Here is a 16,430-nt window from a genome sequence, read left to right as displayed (position 1 = left end):
TTCAGGCGACCTTGTCGACGGGCAGGGCGAGCTGCTTCTGCTTGTCCTCGCGGCGCGAAAGATCGGTCAGCGAGGTGGGGTAATCACCGGTGAAGCAGGCATCGCAGAACTGCGGACACGACTTAACACGCGGCTTCTCACCCACGGCGCGATAGAGGCCGTCGATCGAGACGAAAGCGAGGCTGTCCGCCTTGATGAATTCGCGCATCGGCTCGATGTCCATCCGCGCAGCGAGCAGCTTGCTGCGCTCGGGCGTGTCGACACCGTAGAAGCAGCTGTGCGCGGTCGGCGGGCTGGCGACGCGGAAGTGGACTTCCTTGGCGCCTGCATCGCGCATCATCTCGACGATCTGCATCGAGGTCGTGCCTCGCACGATCGAATCGTCGATCAGGACGATGCGCTTGCCTTCCACCAGGCTGCGATTGGCATTGTGCTTGCGCTTGACGCCGGCATGGCGCGCGCCGTCGGAAGGCTGGATGAACGTGCGTCCGACATAGTGCGAGCGGATGATGCCGAGTTCGAACGGAATGCCTGCTTCCTGCGCATAGCCGATGGCTGCGGGCACGCCGCTGTCGGGGACCGGCACGACGAGGTCGGCTTCGACCGGGTTCTCGCGGGCCAGCTCCACGCCGATGGATTTGCGGGCTTCGTAAACGCTGCGGCCTGCAAAGAAGCTGTCGGGACGGCTGAAATAGACATGCTCGAAGATGCAGGGGCGCGGGCTGTGGTTGCCGAAGGGATGGAGCGAATCGACATTGCCGTCGAAGTCGACACGGATCAGCTCGCCCGGCTCGACCTCGCGGACCATTTCGGCGCCGACGACGTCGAAGGCCACGCTCTCGCTGGCAAAGGCCGTAGCATCGCCGATCTTGCCCATCACCAGCGGGCGGATGCCCAGCGGGTCGCGGCAAGCGATCATGCCCTCGGGCGTCATCACGATCAGCGCATAGGCACCCTCGAGCAGGCGGAGCGCGTCGATCAGGCGGTCGACGATGGTCGGGTAGCGGCTCGTCGCAACGAGGTGGATGATCACCTCGGTGTCGGATGTCGACTGGAAGATGGCGCCGCGCTGCACCAGCTCTTCGCGCAGCACGCCCGCGTTCGAGATATTGCCGTTATGCGCCACGGCGAATCCGCCGCTTGCGAGGTCGGCATAGAGCGGCTGGACGTTACGAAGGCCTGCGCCGCCGGTTGTCGAATAACGGACATGGCCGGCGGCCATATGGCCCGGCAGTTCGGCAATCGCTTCGGAAGAAGAGAAGTTCTCGGCGACGTGGCCAAGACCGCGGCGGGCGCGGAATTCAGCGCCGTCCCAGGCGATGATGCCGGCAGCTTCCTGTCCGCGGTGCTGCAGTGCGTGCAGGCCGAGCGCGGTCGCCGCAGAGGCGTCTGTCGCGTTGATTACGCCAAATACGCCGCACTCTTCGCGTAGCTTGTCGCCATCCGCGTCGAGGAAGGGGTGGGTGCAATTCATGGTGTAGCCCGCGCTGCCATCCGGATGCCGCCCCAATGACGATGTTACGGCAGGATTACAAGGCTTGTGAGGCGGATCGCGGGGGAGATTTCACGCACGTTCATTGCGCGGCCACGAAACTGTGCCTAAACGCCCAAGGCAACGGACGACCACACCCGATCACCTCTATTCTGGGGCCGCCTTGCTTCTTTCTCCATTCGAACGGACGATCGCCAAACGTTACCTGCTCCCGGGCAGGAGCGAGGCGTTCATCGCGCTAGTCGCGGGCATTTCCATAACCGTCGTCATGCTTTCAGTCGCGATGCTGGTCATCGTGATGAGCGTCATGAACGGCTTTCGTGCCGAGCTGCTCGACAAGATCGTGGGCCTCAACGGCCATGCCATCGTGCAGGCCTATGGCGGTCGGCTAGATGATTGGGAGAACGTCCTCCAGGAAGTGAAGCAGACGCCGGGCGTGGTCGAGGCTTCGCCACTGATCGAACAACCGCTGCTCACCACTTTCAACGGCCGCGTCGAGGCGATCCTGCTGCGCGGCAACACCATGCAGGACATCCGCGGCCTGTCCGAGAAGACCGTCGCGGGAAACATGGACCTGCTCCAGCCCGGTGCCAGCAAGGTCGCCATCGGCGTGAGGCTGGCGGAAAATATCGGTGCGCGGGTGGGTGATACGATCACCATCATCAACCCGCAGGGGCGCTCGACTCCCTTCGGCACGGTTCCGCGCCAAGTTGGCTACGAAGTCTCGGCGATCTTCGAAGTCGGGGTCTATGACTATGACGGTGCGTTCGTCGTGATGCCGATGCAGGATGCGCAAACGCTCCTGCTGACCGGCGACACGATCGGCATGATCGAGGTGAAAGTCACCGATCCCGACGAGGTCGAAAACATTCTCGCCCCGGTTCAGCAAAGCCTTGCGGGCAGGGCGGTGGTCCGTGACTGGAAGACCATCAACGCGACACTGTTCGAAGCGCTCGAGGTCGAGCGTGCGGCAATGGCATTCGCATTGAGTTTCATGGTTCTGGTGGCGGCATTTAACATCCTTTCGAGCCTCGTGATGCTCGTTCGTGCGAAGACGAGGGATATCGCGATCATGCGTACGATGGGCGCGACGCGGCGCAGCCTGACCAAGATCTTCGTGACGACCGGTTTCACGGTCGGCGCGCTCGGCACTATCGCCGGATTGATACTGGGTGCGCTGGTCCTCGGTTTCCGCGAGCAGATCGTTGCCGCCATTGGCTGGCTGACCGGTGCCGAGCTCTGGGACCCGCAGGTTCGCTTCCTGAGTTCGATCCCCGCCAAGGCCGATCCGGTCGAGATCGCGATGATCGTCGGCCTTGCCCTGGTGATGAGCTTCCTTGCGACGCTGTATCCGGCGCTCAAGGCTGCCAGTACCGACCCCGTGCAGGTGCTTCGCTATGAGTAACGCCCACATGCGCCCCGTCGTCGAACTTCGCGGCCTTACTCGCAGCTTCGAGCAGGGCGGCGTGCGCATCGACGTGCTGCGCGGCGTTGATCTCGACATCATGCCGGGCGAGATCGTGGCGCTTCTCGGGCCTTCCGGTTCGGGCAAGTCGACCCTGTTGCAGGCTGTCGGCCTGCTGGAAGGTGGCTTCGGCGGCGAGATCGTGATTGCGGGCCATTCGGCGGAAAAGAGCGATGCGAATGCACGCACCAGCCTGCGTCGCGATCACTTGGGTTTCGTCTACCAGTTCCACCATCTGCTGCCCGATTTCGATGCGCGCGAGAATGTCGTCCTTCCCCAGCTCGTTGCCGGCATTGACCGGAAGGATGCAGAGGCGAGGGCTGAAGAGCTGCTGACCGCGCTTGGCCTTGGGCACAGGCTCGATCACCGGCCCAGCCAGCTTTCGGGCGGCGAGCAGCAGCGCGTTGCCGTGGCGCGCGGACTGGCCAACCGTCCGGATCTCGTCCTTGCAGACGAACCGACGGGCAATCTCGACGAGGCCACTTCCGACCGCGTGCTCGAGCAATTCCTTGCGCTTGTCCGGGGCGAGGGTAGCGCCGCGCTGATCGCCACGCACAACGAACGGCTCGCTGCACGCATGGACCGGGTCGTGCGCTTGCATGAGGGTGTCCTCGAGTAAGGACCCGTAATGGCTCTCGCACGTTGGTCAGGCAAAGGAGGATTTTTGCATGACCGACCACCCGAGCACTTACAAAGGCCAAGATTGCCATCGCCCCGGGATCCAATGGGACGACCGGGCCTCGCTGCACCATGTCGGTGACGGCGACGGTGTGCTGGACGCTGCCAAGGGCCTGCGCAACGGGACTTTCGCCGATCTCGTCAACCACATGATGCTGATGCCCGAGCACGAGCGGAAAGATTACTACATCGAGAAGCTGGGCGACCGCGAATACCACGCCTCGGAAGTGGAGGAGCTTTCCAAGCGAGACGATTTCCCGCGCTCGTAGGGCGCGATAGCCGCTCCGCAGATTGAAATTGGCGATCCTCCCGCAGCCGGTTTAGGCAGGATGCGGGAGGATTTTTCATGTCACTTGCATCCGTCGCCCTGATTCTCGCCCAGACCACCGCAGCCGAGGCGCCCGCCGTGCCGCCAGCACCTCCTTCATGCGAAGGCGAGGACTTCGAGGCTTTCGATTTCTGGGTCGGCGAGTGGGATGTTTACCCGAACGCAGATGGCTCTCCCGAAAAGGTGGCCGACAGCAGCATCGAGAAAGTGAGCGCCGGTTGCGCGATCCGCGAGACGTGGATGCCGCTTCAGGGGCGCAGCGGGACGAGCCTGAGCGCCTATGATCCCGTGACCGAGGGCTGGCACCAGCTGTGGGTCGGCGGGCAACCCGGCCGCGTCTTCTTCGATGGCGGCGCGGTGGAGGGCAAAATGATCCTCACCGGCCAATGGGGAAAGGCGCAGGATGGAACGCCTTTGCTGGTCCGAATGACTTATAGCTTGCGCGATGACGGTAGCGTGCGCCAACACGGAGAAGCCAGCAAGGACCGGGGTCTCAGCTGGGCGAATTACTTCGACCTCATCTATCGCCGCAAGGACGCAGCCCAATGACCACCATCGCCGATTTCACCGTGGCCACTAACAAGGGTGACGAACTCGACCTGAAAGAGAAACTCGGCAAGGTCCTGCTGGTCGTGAACACTGCCAGCAAGTGCGGTTTCACGCCGCAGTACGACGGGCTCGAGAAGCTGTTCCAGGACTACAAGGACCAGGGTTTCGAGGTCATGGCATTTCCCTGCAACCAGTTCGGCAACCAGGAGCCCGGCGATGCGGGCGAGATCGAGCAGTTCTGCAAGGTCAATTTCGGCCTCACCTTCCCGCTGATGCAGAAGGTCGAGGTGAACGGCGACAATGCCAGCCCGCTCTTCGACTGGATGAAGGCGGAAGCGCCGGGCCTGATGGGCTCGAAATCGATCAAGTGGAACTTCACCAAGTTCCTCATCGACCGCGAAGGCAACGTAGTGAAGCGTTACGGCCCCGCCGACGCTCCGGCGGCGATTGCCAAGGATATCGAAAAGCTACTGTAACTGATTCGGGGCTTCCAGCGAACACCACGCCATGCTTGCCGAACTCAACACCTGGTTTCTCTCGCTCGGCGCCCAGTACGGCGTGAACCCCTATATTTTCGGGGGGATATACGTGGGGGCGATCCCGTTCTTCCTCGCTTCCATCGCCTGGCTTGTGAAGCGGGCGAGGGCGGGGCAATCGACCGTCGTGCCGACGATGCTTGCGGGATTTTTCTTCGTTTCGGCCTATCTCTATCTCGCCATTGTGGGCGAGAATATCCCGGTCTGGGTGTGGGTCTTCCTTGCCGCTCTCGTCGTTTACGGAGCCTGGTCGACGATCCGCGACACTCGCAGGAAGATCGCTGCTCCGCCGGAGGACTGATTTCTCCACAAGCGGTGGAGAATAACCGTCCGCGCGCCCTTTGAGATCGGCGCGCAAAATCCTACCTTGCGAGGATGCCTTACAAGCCCTTCGTACCCCTGCGCGTGCTATCCGCTTATTCGATGCTCGAAGGAGCGATCGATCCCAAGGCGATGGCCAAGCTGGCGAAGGAGCGCGGCTTTCCCGCCATCGCAATGGCAGACCGCAACGGGCTCTATGGCGCGGTCATGTTCGCGAACGCCTGCAAGGCGGAGGGCATCCAGCCGATTACCGGCACGCTGCTCGGCGTTGCACGGGATGAGGAAGGCCGCACGGTCGACTACCTGCCGCTCTACGCGCAGGACGAAGCGGGCTACGACAATCTATGCCATTTGGTCTCGAAAGCGCATCTCGATCGTCCGCTCGAGTTCGAACCGCATATCCGGATGGAAGACCTCGAAGGGCGCACCGACGGCCTGATCGCGCTCACCGGCGCGAGCGAGGGCGGGGTTACGCGCCTATTGGCAGAGGGCCAGACGAGCCACGCCACGGCCATGCTCGACAAGCTCGAGGCGCTGTTTCCCGGGCGACTCTACGTGGAACTCGCGCGGCGCGGCAACCCGGTCGAGGAAGCGGCGGAAAGCGCACTGATCGACCTCGCCTACGAACGCGACCTGCCGCTCGTCGCCACGAACCCTGCCAACTTCGCCGAACCGCATATGTACAAGGCGCATGACGCCATGTTGTGCATCGCCAATTCGACGCATGTCGACGCGGAGGAGCGCGCGAAGTCGAACCCAGAGGCCTACGTCAAGACCGCCCACATGATGGAAGAGGCCTTCGACGACCTGCCGGAGGCCACTGCCAACACGCTGGTGGTCGCACAGCGCTGCGCTTACGCGCCGCCCTATCGCGACCCGATCCTGCCAAGCCTTGCCGGCGACCTCGAGGGCGAGGCGCGAATGCTGGAAGAGGATGCGCGCAAGGGTCTCGCCAATCGCCTCGAGCCCTATGGCGAGATGTCGGACGAGGAGCTCCAGGTCTATGTCGACCGGCTCGATTACGAGGTCGGCATCATCAACCAGATGGGCTTTCCCGGCTACTTCCTGATCGTTGCCGACTTCATCAAGTGGGCGAAGGATCAGGACATCCCTGTGGGGCCGGGCCGTGGTTCGGGTGCGGGCAGCCTTGTAGCATGGGCGCTGACGATTACCGACCTCGATCCCATCAAGCTGGGCCTGCTGTTCGAACGCTTCCTTAACCCGGAACGCGTCTCGATGCCCGACTTCGATATCGACTTCTGCGAAACCCGCCGCGGCGAGGTGATCCGTTATGTCCAGCAGAAGTACGGGCATGACCATGTCGCGCAGATCATCACCTTCGGTAAGCTGAAGGCGCGCGCCGTGCTGCGCGACACGGGCCGCATCCTCCAGATGAGCTACGGCCATGTCGACCGCATCTGCAAGATGGTCCCGAACCACCCGACCGACCCGTGGACGCTCCCTCGTGCGCTCAACGGGGCCGCCGATTTCAAGGCCGAGTACGACAACGACAACGAGGTCAAACGCCTGATCGACCTCGCGATGCAGCTGGAAGGTTTCCCGCGCAACAGCTCGACCCACGCCGCCGGCGTGGTGATCGGCGACCGGCCGCTGGCTCAACTCGTCCCGCTTTATCGTGATCCGCGTTCGGACATGCCGGTGACGCAGTACGACATGAAGAATGTCGAGAGCAGCGGTCTCGTCAAATTCGACTTCCTCGGATTGAAAACGCTGTCGGTCCTCAAGAAGGCGACCGACCTGCTCAAGAAGCGCGATATCGAGATCGATCTCTCGCAGCTCGAGCTGGACGATCCGGCGGTCTACGAGTTGATGAAGGCAGGTAACACGGTCGGCGTGTTCCAGCTGGAATCGGAAGGCATGCGGCGTACGCTGACCGCGGTGAAGCCGACCAATTTCGGCGACATCATCGCGCTCGTCTCGCTCTATCGCCCGGGCCCGATGGACAACATCCCGCTCTTCGGCAAGCGCAAGGCGGGCGAGGTGCCGATCGAGTATCCGCACGAGAAGCTCGAGGGTATCCTTGCCGAGACATACGGCATCTTCGTCTACCAGGAACAGGTCATGCAGGCCGCGCAGATCCTCGCCGGATATTCGCTCGGCGATGCAGACTTGCTGCGCCGCGCCATGGGCAAGAAGGTCCAGGCCGAGATGGACGCGCAGCGCGAACGTTTCGTGGCCGGCTGCAAGGAAGTCAGCGGCATCGAGAAAGCCAAGGCCAACGAGCTGTTCGACTTGATCGACAAGTTCGCAGGCTACGGCTTCAACAAGTCGCACGCTGCCGCCTACGCACTGCTCGCGTACCAGACCGCGTGGCTGAAGGCGCATTATCCGGAAGAATTCTTCGCCGCGTCGATGTGCTTCGACATGCACCAGTCGGAGAAGCTTACGATCTTCGTCGACGATGCGCGGCGGCAGGGCATCGCGGTCGAGCCGCCCTGCATCAACAAGTCCGAGGCCGAGTTCACCGTCGAACAGACCGACGATGGCTATGCGGTTCGCTATGCGCTCGCAGGCATCCGCAATGTCGGCGAGAAGGCGATGGAAGCCATCGTCGCCGAGCGTGAGGTTTCGGGGCAGTTCGACAGCCTGCAGGACCTGTTCGAGCGCATTCCCAAGGGTTCGATGAACTCGCGCCAACTCGAGGCTCTTGCCTGTGCAGGCGGGCTCGACGCGCTCGAGCCCAACCGCGCGAAGGTTTTCGAGAACGCCGACATGCTGCTGGCAGTCGCAGATGCGGCGGACCGCGAACGGACCAGCGGACAGGCCAGCATGTTCGGCGGCGAGGACGCGCCCGGCGAGACGCTGCGACTGCGCGAGGTCGAGGACTGGCCGCGCGCCGAGCGCATGGCGCGGGAGCGCGAGAACTTCGGCTTCTATTTCTCCGCCCATCCGGTCGCGGCATGGAAGGACATCGCTTCGGCCAATGGCGCGCGGACTTACGCCTCGCTGATGGCGGGCGGTGCACCTGCGGGTGGCCGCTCAAATGCGGTGATGGCCGCCATGGTCGAGAAGGTGAACAAGGGCACCACGCGGCGCGGAAAGCCTTTCATCCGTGCGGATTTCTCCGATGCGACCGGCCAGTTCAGCGCCGCCTGCTTCGAGGAAGGCATGGTCGAGCGCTTCATGAAATGGGCCGAGGAGCAGACCTGTGTGCTCCTGCAGGTCGAACTCGATTCGCCGAGCCCCGATGAACCGCCCCGCATTACGGTGCGCGGCGGCACTCCGCTCGCGGACGTGAAGGGCTCGACGCCCATGATCCTCACGCTCGACATCCTCGATGTCGCGGCGGTCGAGGCATTGAGCCGTGAATTGTCCGAAGCCGGAAACGGCAAGGACGAGGTCATGGTGACGCTACGGATCGGCGGCGACCACGAGCCTGTGATGCGCTTGGGCCGCGGGTTTGCGCTCGATGGCGAGCTCGCAGAACGCTTGGCAAGCGTGCCCGGCCTTGCCAAGGTGCAGCTCGACAAGCGGCGCGGCGGCTCGCACCTACGCCTCGTCGCCTGACCGACAAGCGCCGTGAGAGGCGCAAGAGGCAAGGAGAGAGGCTGAATGCTCGGAGCGATGCAGGACTGGACCATGCGTGTGACGCATGTGATCGACCACGCGGCACGTGAGGCACCGACCCGCGAAATCGTCACCCGCTGGGCGGATGGAACCGAAACCCGTACGAACTGGGCTGGCATCCGCCGCGATGCGCTGAAGATGGCGCAGGCCCTGCAAAAGCTTGGCCTCAAGCCGGGAGACAAAGTCGCCAGCATCGCGATGAACCATTCGCGCCACCTCGTCAGCTGGTATGGCGTGGCGGGTATGGGCGGCGTGCTCCACACGGTGAACCCGCGCCTGTTCGAGGACCAGCTCGAATACATCGTCAATCACGCGGACGATCGCGTTGTGATCTACGACGCAGCCTTCCAGCCCATCGTCGACAAGATGCGTGACCGCTGGCCGAACGTCGAACATTACATCTGCTTCGACAGCGGCGAGCACACGACCTCGTTTGAGGACTGGATCGGCGCGGAAGACGGCGATTTCGAATGGGTCGAAGGCGACGAGCGCGACCCCTGCATGATTTGCTACACCAGCGGCACCACCGGCAATCCGAAGGGCGTCCAGTACGAGCATCGCAGCACGGTCCTGCACGCGATCTCGGGGCTGCAGCCCTCGACGTTCAATTTCAGCGCGTCCTCGGTGATGCTGCCGGTCGTCCCGATGTTCCACGCGGCGAGCTGGGGCCTTCCCTATGCAGGCGCGATGGCGGGCATCAAATTCGTGTTCAGCGCGGTGAACGATCCGGCGGTGCTCCACGAGATGATGCTCAAGGAAGGCGTGACCGACAGCGCCGGTGTGCCAACCGTCTGGCTCGCTCACTTCCAGTATTGCGACGCGGAAGGCATCGACCTGCCGCCGCTCAAGGCCGCCACCATCGGCGGTTCGGCTGCGCCCAGGTTCATGATCGAGCGCCTAATGAAGAACGGTACGCGCGTCCAGCACGCATGGGGCATGACCGAAACCTCGCCCATCGGCACGGTCGGCGGCCCGACGCATGACTGGGACCAGCTCAGCTTCGACGAGAAGGTGACCAAGACGATGAAGCAGGGCCGCCCGATCTTCGGCGTGGAGCTGCGCACGATCGACCTCGACGATCCGACCAAGGTCCTCCCGCGCGACGGCGAAACCTCCGGCGCGCTGCAGATCCGCGGGCCGTGGGTGGTGAAGCGCTATTTCAAGGCCGAGGAAGACGCGGTCACCGAGGATGGCTGGTTCGACACCGGCGACGTCGGCATGCTTCATCCCGACGGCACGCTGCAGCTCACCGACCGCACCAAGGACGTCATCAAGTCGGGCGGTGAATGGATTTCCTCGGTCGAGCTCGAAAATGCGGCCGTCGGCCATCCGGCGGTCGCCGAGGCTGCATGCATCGGCATGTTCCACCCCAAGTGGGACGAGCGCCCGGTGCTGTTCGTGGTGAAGAAGGAAGGTCAGGATGTCAGCGCCGAGGAGGTGACCAATTTCCTCTCGGACAAGGTCGCCAAATGGTGGCTTCCCGATGCGGTCGAGTTCGTCGACGACATTCCGCACACCGCCACCGGCAAGATCAGCAAGAAGGACCTGCGCGACCGGTTCGCCGACTACAAGCTTGAGGCGTGAGCCGGCTGATCCTGCTCAACAAGCCCTTCGGCGTTCTCTCGCAGTTCACCGGGGGCAAGGAGGGGGTGGAAGACACTCTTGCGCATCTCGTCGATGTGCCGGGTGTCTATCCGGCAGGCCGTCTCGACAAGGATAGCGAAGGGCTGCTGCTGCTGACCGACGACGGTCGGCTACAGTCACGCATTGCCGAGCCGCGCTACAAGATGGCGAAGACCTACCTCGTGCAGGTCGAGGGCGAGGCGAGTGACGAGGCGCTTGAGAAACTGGCGCGCGGCGTCGAGCTTAAGGACGGCATGACCCGGCCTGCCCGCGCGAAACGCATCGATCCGCCGCCTGTCTGGGACCGCAATCCGCCGGTCCGCTATCGCAAGAGTGTGCCCGACAGCTGGATCGCGCTCGAGATCACCGAGGGACGAAACCGCCAGGTCCGCCGCATGACCGCCGCCGTAGGCCTGCCCACGCTGCGCCTCATCCGCTGGCGTATTGGCGATTGGAACGTGGACGGCATCGCGCCCGGCACCTACCGTGAAATCCAAGTCTGAGGAGAGAGCCGTGACCGACACCTACATCGACCCAAGCCGCGCCAATTTCGAGGCGTTCAAGGACCTGCCGCGCGACGAGCCGATCCACATGCTGAACCTCCTGCTCTATCGCGAAGAGGCCGAATATCCCGAGGGCCATCAGAATGCGGGCAAGGGCTGGAGCGGCCGCCGTGCCTACGAAGAATACGGCAAGACCAGCGGCCCGATCTTCCGCCGTGTGGGCGGCGAGATCGTCTGGCGCGGAGCATTCCAGACCGTGGTGACAGGGCCGGAGGCGATGCGCTGGCACGACGGCTTTGTGGCGCAATATCCGAACTCGGGCGCGTTCTTCGAGATGATCAAGGACGCGGATTATCAGAAGGCGGTGGTCAACCGCACGGCGGCGCTGGTGGACAGCAGGTTGGTGCGGTTCGCGCCGGGTGATGCGGGGGAGGGGTTTTGACGCGGCGGATCTGGTTGCCCATCATCGGAATAGCCCTGTTTTTCGCGGGCTACCTTATTGGTCAGTGGGCGCTTAAATGGCGTATTGCCGATGATTGCCTTCACTATGAGGGAGCTTTTATAGAACCCGGTTTGTGTCTTGACCCTCGGATCAAACCCCTTTCAAACTCATAGCAACCGCAATTGCCCACCCACCGCTGGCGGCCTGAACTGTGTACAATCCAGCTCGAACTTCGCCTTTCCCAGCCCCGCGCGTTTACACGCCACTCGGAACCTTGCGCGGAAGAGGTCGGCCCAGACGCCGGTCGGTTTGAGGCGCGAGAAGAAGTTGGGGTCGTTGTCCTTGCCGTTGCGGATCGACTGGACGATGCTCATCACCTTGTCGCCGCGTTCGGGGTAGTGGACCGACAGCCATTCGCGGAAAAGCGGGGCGACTTCGTGCGGCAGGCGGAGCGGAATCCAGCCCACGCTATCGACTCCGATCGCGGCGGCGCGCTGGACGATTTCCTCCATGAACTGGTCGGTGATGGCAGGAATGACCGGCGCGACCGAGCAATGGCTCGGGACGCCTACCTCGACCAGTTTCTCCAATGCTGAGAGTCGTTTGGCGGGCGAAGCTGCGCGCGGTTCGAGTTTGCCCGACAGCTTCGGATCGAGGCTGGTAACCGAAATCGCCACTGCCACAAGCCGCCTCTCAGCCATCTCGGCAAGCAGGTCGAGATCGTCGAGCACGCGGTCGGACTTGGTGGTGATCGTCACCGGGTGTCTTGCGTCCAGGCACACCTCCAGGACGGCTCGCGTGATCCGGTAGTCGCGCTCGATCGGCTGGTAGGGATCGGTGTTGGTCCCCATGGCAATCGGTTTGGGGCGGTACTTCGCTTTCGCCAGCGTCGCGCGCAGCAATTCGGCGGCATTCGGCTTGGCGAACAGCTGGGTCTCGAAGTCGAGGCCGGGCGAGAGGTCGTGATAGGCGTGGGTAGGGCGCGCAAAGCAATAGACGCAGCCATGCTCGCACCCGCGATAGGCGTTGATCGAGCGGTCGAAGAATATGTCGGGAGACTGGTTGAAGCTGAGGATCGTCTTCGGGTTCTCCTCGGTCACATGGGTGCGCAGCTTTACCGGGGGGCCGTCGAGCGCCTCCATATGATCGCGCCAGTCGCCATCGGCCTCGCGCGTGGCAAGGCCGAACCGCGTCGGGACCGCGCGCGACTGCGCACCCCGTCCGCTGACAGGCGACTCACTGCTTTTCTCCATGACGGGAACATATGTGGAACATTGGCGCCGGTCCAGCGAAAATCCGATGCAGGCTTGTGCAGCACGCAACCATGGTCAACATAGCGTAGGATGACCAAGCATGGCCCTTACACCTACCGCGTCGACGAGGGCGATCTCGCCGTCGCGGGACGCCATTACTTCCAGCGCCGAGTATTCCAGCGACCGATGCGCTACCTCTTCATCGCGGTGCTCGTGCTCGCGGCCCTGCTCGTCGCTCTCGACCTTTACGAGGACGGTGCGCTGAAGCTGTCGACCTTGATTGTGATCGGGGTCGGTATTCCGCTGATCTGGTTGATCCCGTATCTCATCGCACCACGCATCATGCGCAGGCAGTTCAGGCAGAGCGCCGCGCTACGCGATGAGAACGAGCTCGAGTTCGACGCTGAATCGATAACCTTCACCAACCAGCGCGGCCACGCGCGGATACCCTTCCACGAGCTCTATGCATGGTCCGAGACCGAGCGGATGATCCTGCTCCACCAGACTGAAGCTTACTTCAATCCCATCCCCAAGCAGGCGATGGGGGATGACCACCGCCTTCTCGCGGCAGCGCTCGATGCGGCGGGGGTAAAGCGCTTCTAGCGTTCGCGCAGGCGCGGCATCAGGTCGACGAAATTGCAGGGCCGATGGCGGCTGTCGAGCTGGCTTGCGAGGATCTTGTCCCAGCCGTCTTTCACTGCACCGTTCGAGCCGGGCAGCGCGAATATGTACGTCCCGCGGGCAATCACAGCGCAGGCGCGGCTCTGGATCGTGCTGACGCCGATCGTCTCGTAGCTGATCCATCGGAAAAGCTCGCCGAAACCGGGAATGTCCTTGTCCTTAACCCGGTCGAGCGCCTCCGGGGTTACATCCCGGCCAGTGAGGCCCGTGCCGCCAGTGGTGATGACCGCGTCGATTTGCTCGTCGTCGATCCAGCGGTGGAGATGTGCCGCGATCTCGTTCTTGTCGTCCTGACTGATCTCGCGGGCGGCAAGCGTATGCCCGGCATCCTCGATCCGTCCGGCCAGGATGTCCCCCGAAGTATCCTCGCTCGCCTTGCGCGTGTCGGAGATAGTGAGCAGCGCGATATTGACCGGCTTGAAGGTCAGGCTTTCGTCGATAGCCATTGGTTACCTCTCAACGGGTTCGTGGAAATTGCGGCCAGTCGTTTTCGGCAAGGTCGGTGCGGCTCGGGGCCGGAGCGTCGGCCTGTCGCAGATACATCCAGTAATTGCGCATCACGATCGCCACGTAGCCGCGGGTTTCCCAGTAGGGGATCGATTCCATCCAGAGCAGCGGATCGCCCTGGTCGTTGATCTCGCTGTTCCAGCGCGCGACCGGCGAGGGACCGGCGTTGTACGCGGCCATGACCTTGGGAAGCGTCCCCCGCGTGTAGCTGGCCTGCGCCAGTGCCTCGAGCGTGCGCTGCCCGAATGAGAGATTGGTGCGAGGGTCCTTGAGATCGGCCCCGGCACTCATGTTGATCGAGGCAGCATATTCACGCGCGGTGATCGGACGGATCTGCATCAGACCGATCGCGTTGGCGGGGCTGACCACACGTTCGCGGAAATTCGATTCCTGCAGCGCATGGGCAAAGGCGAGGGCGGGGTCGATCCGCCAGCCGTCCTGCGGAGCGTGATAGGCAACCGGCCAGCGCAGGTTGGCAGGCGAACGCTCTCCGCGCGGGGCGTTGTAGGCCATGAAGGTCTGTGCGCCCGTCACTCCGAGCGCGCGGGCAAGCCGCGCCAGTGCGGCAAAGTCGTCCGGGTCGCCGTAGCGGACCTGCCAGCGGAGCGCTTCGTCGGCGAGGTCACGCCGGTTCACTTCGGCGAGCATGACCGCTTCGCGAACTGCGCTCTTGCCCGAAAGGCGGTTCCAGTCGGCTCCGCTGAAATCCGCCGCGACATGGTCGCGCGGCAGGTCTCTCCCGAGCTGCTCGCTCGCGATCATGCCGTAAAGCGTCTCGTCGTAGCGCGCGGCGCTTCTCAAGTGGTCGTCAACGCCCTGTGGCTGGCGGCAGCGAATGAGGCTGCGAGCTGCCCAATAGTGCGCGGCCGTCCGGAGCTCGACATTCTCCGCTCCGCGTGCGCTTGCAGCGAAGTAGTCGGCAGCCCGTGCGCAGTCGCCGATCCGCCAGGCGGCAAGCCCTGCCACCCAGTCACCCTCGGCGACCCAGGGGCCGGAGCCTTGGGAAACCAGTTGGGCCATGGCGTATGCCTCGGCGTCGCGGTTCTCGATGTAATAACTCCAGGCGACGCGCTGTCGCCATTCGGCGCGAGCTTCGCGCGATAGCGACGCATCTACGCCGTCGAGAAGCAGGCGTGCTCCGTCCGGATCGTCTTCGCGAATGCGCTCGAGGATGGCCGAGCGCACGTCATCGGACAGCGTGCCGTCGTTTATCGTTGCAGGGCGCGTTCGCCGCGTGATCCCTGGCTGGCGCACCAGTGAGCGGGCTCGGGGCATCTCCGGTTCCCACGAGAGGCCGCGGGTCTGGCCGAGACGCACGATATCTTCGGTGCGGGCGCTACCGGCGTAGCGGCGCAGCCACTCCTCGATCCTCGCCAGTTCGATCCGGGGGCTCTTGGGGTCGAGGTAATAGGCCGCGAGCGCTGCCGCGTGGAGCGGACCATCCTCGCGCTGTCCGAGCACGACCTCTACACGGTCCCAGTTCTCCGCTTCGATGGCTTCGAACAGGGAAGCATAATAGAACCGGTCATCGGTCGAGAGCAGACGCGGCAATGCATTCGCATGATCGCGAGAGAAATGGCTGAGACTGCTTTCCTGGGCCTTTGCCGGAGCGGCGAGAGGCAGGCCGAGGCATGCTGCCATCAGCATCAAGCGGGAAGTCTTCATGCGGTCCATTCCAGCCAGCGATTCCAGAAGTTGCGGCGGCGATCGGCCGAGCGCGCGAGTTCGTCCAGGGGAGGGGCCAGCAGCAGGGGCAGGGTCCTGTCACCTGCCTCGATCACCGCGGGCTCGCGAGCCATTTTGGGCTGGATGCCGAACAGCGGGGCAAGGCTGCGATCGAAGGACAAAACCCTGTGCGGTTTCGCCAGAGCGACGTGTCGCCGTGTCACTTCGCCAAGGCCGCGAGCGGCCAACTCCGTCCAGTCCGGCAATGAGAGGGGCGCAGGCAGCGCACTGGCCAGATATGCCTCGTGGGGTTCGATGCCCATTGCCTTGAGAAGCGCGTCGGTGAACTTGCCCGGTGCGCCCGACAGGAGAGCATCGGTATCGCTTTCCATGGGATGCGGCAGGATCACCATGAGCTTGGCGCCTTCGACACCGCGGGGCGGTAGGCGGCGATCCGGCCCGGACGAGGAAAGGGTTTCCTCGCTCATCCACCATTCGCGAAATTTTTCCAGCGTGTCGGGCAAAGCCTCGGGGAGGCCTCCGATCAAAGCGGTGGGGTTCGTGCCCTCGAAGGCCCGCTCGAGAGGGCTTTGCTGCGGCTCCTCGGGCGGTTTCTTCGGTTTGGGAGACGCTACGGCCTGCTCTTCTTCGGGCTCGGCCAGCCAGCTGAAGGTTTCGTCATCATAGTCGCTGTCGACGCCTGCTTCACGCCACCAGTCAAGCGCTGCTTCGAGCGCTTCGGCGGGCGATATTTCGCGGGATTCCGGCGTTGCTGCGATCATTTTCCGTCCGTCACAGG

General features: G+C 63.5%; 16 protein-coding genes. 11 read left to right on the top strand and 5 right to left on the bottom strand.

Annotation, left to right across the window (positions count from 1 at the left end; translation table 11 throughout):
- Window position 1: 1 nt before the first annotated feature.
- Complete coding sequence (purF, locus tag K3163_RS08485; protein WP_221428317.1) at window positions 2-1,474, bottom strand: amidophosphoribosyltransferase; 1,473 nt, start codon at window positions 1,472-1,474, stop codon at window positions 2-4.
- Window positions 1,475-1,655: 181 nt separating this feature from the next.
- On the opposite strand from purF, the gene K3163_RS08480 reads away from it, so the two are divergent.
- The 10 genes from K3163_RS08480 to K3163_RS08435 all read left to right on the top strand — a co-directional run bounded on the left by K3163_RS08480 (window position 1,656) and on the right by K3163_RS08435 (window position 11,525).
- Window positions 1,656-2,897, top strand: coding sequence for a lipoprotein-releasing ABC transporter permease subunit (locus K3163_RS08480; protein ID WP_221553810.1), 1,242 nt, complete (start codon window positions 1,656-1,658; stop codon window positions 2,895-2,897).
- Window positions 2,890-3,576, top strand: a complete 687-nt coding sequence (locus tag K3163_RS08475) for an ABC transporter ATP-binding protein (RefSeq protein ID WP_221553809.1) — start codon at window positions 2,890-2,892, stop codon at window positions 3,574-3,576. The genes K3163_RS08480 and K3163_RS08475 overlap by 8 nt, the downstream gene beginning before the upstream one ends.
- 49 nt (window positions 3,577-3,625) lie before the next feature.
- Complete coding sequence (locus K3163_RS08470) at window positions 3,626-3,904, top strand: hypothetical protein (RefSeq protein ID WP_221553808.1); 279 nt, start codon at window positions 3,626-3,628, stop codon at window positions 3,902-3,904.
- Between the two features lie 77 nt (window positions 3,905-3,981).
- Complete coding sequence (locus K3163_RS08465) at window positions 3,982-4,512, top strand: hypothetical protein (RefSeq protein WP_221428321.1); 531 nt, start codon at window positions 3,982-3,984, stop codon at window positions 4,510-4,512.
- Window positions 4,509-4,988 carry a glutathione peroxidase gene (locus tag K3163_RS08460; RefSeq protein WP_221428322.1) on the top strand — a complete coding sequence of 160 codons (480 nt, stop codon included), beginning with the start codon at window positions 4,509-4,511 and terminating at the stop codon, window positions 4,986-4,988. The genes K3163_RS08465 and K3163_RS08460 overlap by 4 nt, the downstream gene beginning before the upstream one ends.
- Window positions 4,989-5,019: 31 nt before the next feature.
- The gene (locus K3163_RS08455) at window positions 5,020-5,349 is read left to right on the top strand and encodes a hypothetical protein (protein WP_221428323.1); all 330 of its coding nucleotides are present in this window, start codon (window positions 5,020-5,022) and stop codon (window positions 5,347-5,349) included.
- Window positions 5,350-5,423: 74 nt separating this feature from the next.
- Window positions 5,424-8,897, top strand: coding sequence for a DNA polymerase III subunit alpha (gene dnaE / locus K3163_RS08450; RefSeq protein ID WP_221553807.1), 3,474 nt, complete (start codon window positions 5,424-5,426; stop codon window positions 8,895-8,897).
- A 45-nt stretch (window positions 8,898-8,942) separates the two neighbouring features.
- Window positions 8,943-10,541 (top strand): long-chain fatty acid--CoA ligase, encoded by a 1,599-nt coding sequence (locus K3163_RS08445; RefSeq protein ID WP_221553806.1) that lies wholly within the window; start codon window positions 8,943-8,945, stop codon window positions 10,539-10,541.
- Complete coding sequence (locus tag K3163_RS08440; RefSeq protein ID WP_221553805.1) at window positions 10,538-11,083, top strand: pseudouridine synthase; 546 nt, start codon at window positions 10,538-10,540, stop codon at window positions 11,081-11,083. The genes K3163_RS08445 and K3163_RS08440 overlap by 4 nt, the downstream gene beginning before the upstream one ends.
- A gap of 10 nt (window positions 11,084-11,093) precedes the next feature.
- Window positions 11,094-11,525 (top strand): DUF1330 domain-containing protein, encoded by a 432-nt coding sequence (locus tag K3163_RS08435; RefSeq protein WP_221553804.1) that lies wholly within the window; start codon window positions 11,094-11,096, stop codon window positions 11,523-11,525.
- Between the two features lie 167 nt (window positions 11,526-11,692).
- Here K3163_RS08435 and K3163_RS08430 read toward each other — a convergent pair whose 3' ends face one another.
- Window positions 11,693-12,778 carry a PA0069 family radical SAM protein gene (locus K3163_RS08430; RefSeq protein WP_221553803.1) on the bottom strand — a complete coding sequence of 362 codons (1,086 nt, stop codon included), beginning with the start codon at window positions 12,776-12,778 and terminating at the stop codon, window positions 11,693-11,695.
- 90 nt (window positions 12,779-12,868) lie between these two features.
- Between K3163_RS08430 and K3163_RS08425 the strand changes: the two genes are divergently transcribed.
- Complete coding sequence (locus tag K3163_RS08425) at window positions 12,869-13,381, top strand: YcxB family protein (RefSeq protein ID WP_221553802.1); 513 nt, start codon at window positions 12,869-12,871, stop codon at window positions 13,379-13,381.
- On the opposite strand, the gene moaB is transcribed toward K3163_RS08425, so the two are convergent.
- The 3 genes from moaB to K3163_RS08410 are packed head-to-tail and all read right to left on the bottom strand — an operon-like array spanning window position 13,378 to window position 16,413.
- Complete coding sequence (gene moaB, locus K3163_RS08420) at window positions 13,378-13,905, bottom strand: molybdenum cofactor biosynthesis protein B (RefSeq protein ID WP_221553801.1); 528 nt, start codon at window positions 13,903-13,905, stop codon at window positions 13,378-13,380. The genes K3163_RS08425 and moaB overlap by 4 nt on opposite strands.
- A 10-nt stretch (window positions 13,906-13,915) precedes the next feature.
- Entirely contained in the window at window positions 13,916-15,631 is a 1,716-nt protein-coding gene (locus K3163_RS08415; RefSeq protein ID WP_247712492.1) for a lytic transglycosylase domain-containing protein, read from the bottom strand.
- On the bottom strand, window positions 15,628-16,413 hold the full coding sequence (locus K3163_RS08410; protein WP_221553799.1) for a hypothetical protein: 786 nt from the start codon (window positions 16,411-16,413) through the stop codon (window positions 15,628-15,630). Before K3163_RS08410 ends, K3163_RS08415 begins: the two co-directional genes overlap by 4 nt.
- Window positions 16,414-16,430: the final 17 nt, after the last annotated feature.

The sequence above is a fragment of the Qipengyuania xiapuensis genome (assembly GCF_019711395.1).
Lineage (GTDB): Bacteria > Pseudomonadota > Alphaproteobacteria > Sphingomonadales > Sphingomonadaceae > Qipengyuania > Qipengyuania xiapuensis.
The sequence above is the reverse complement of the archived record's forward strand: the minus strand, read 5'-3'. Positions and strand labels throughout refer to the sequence as shown.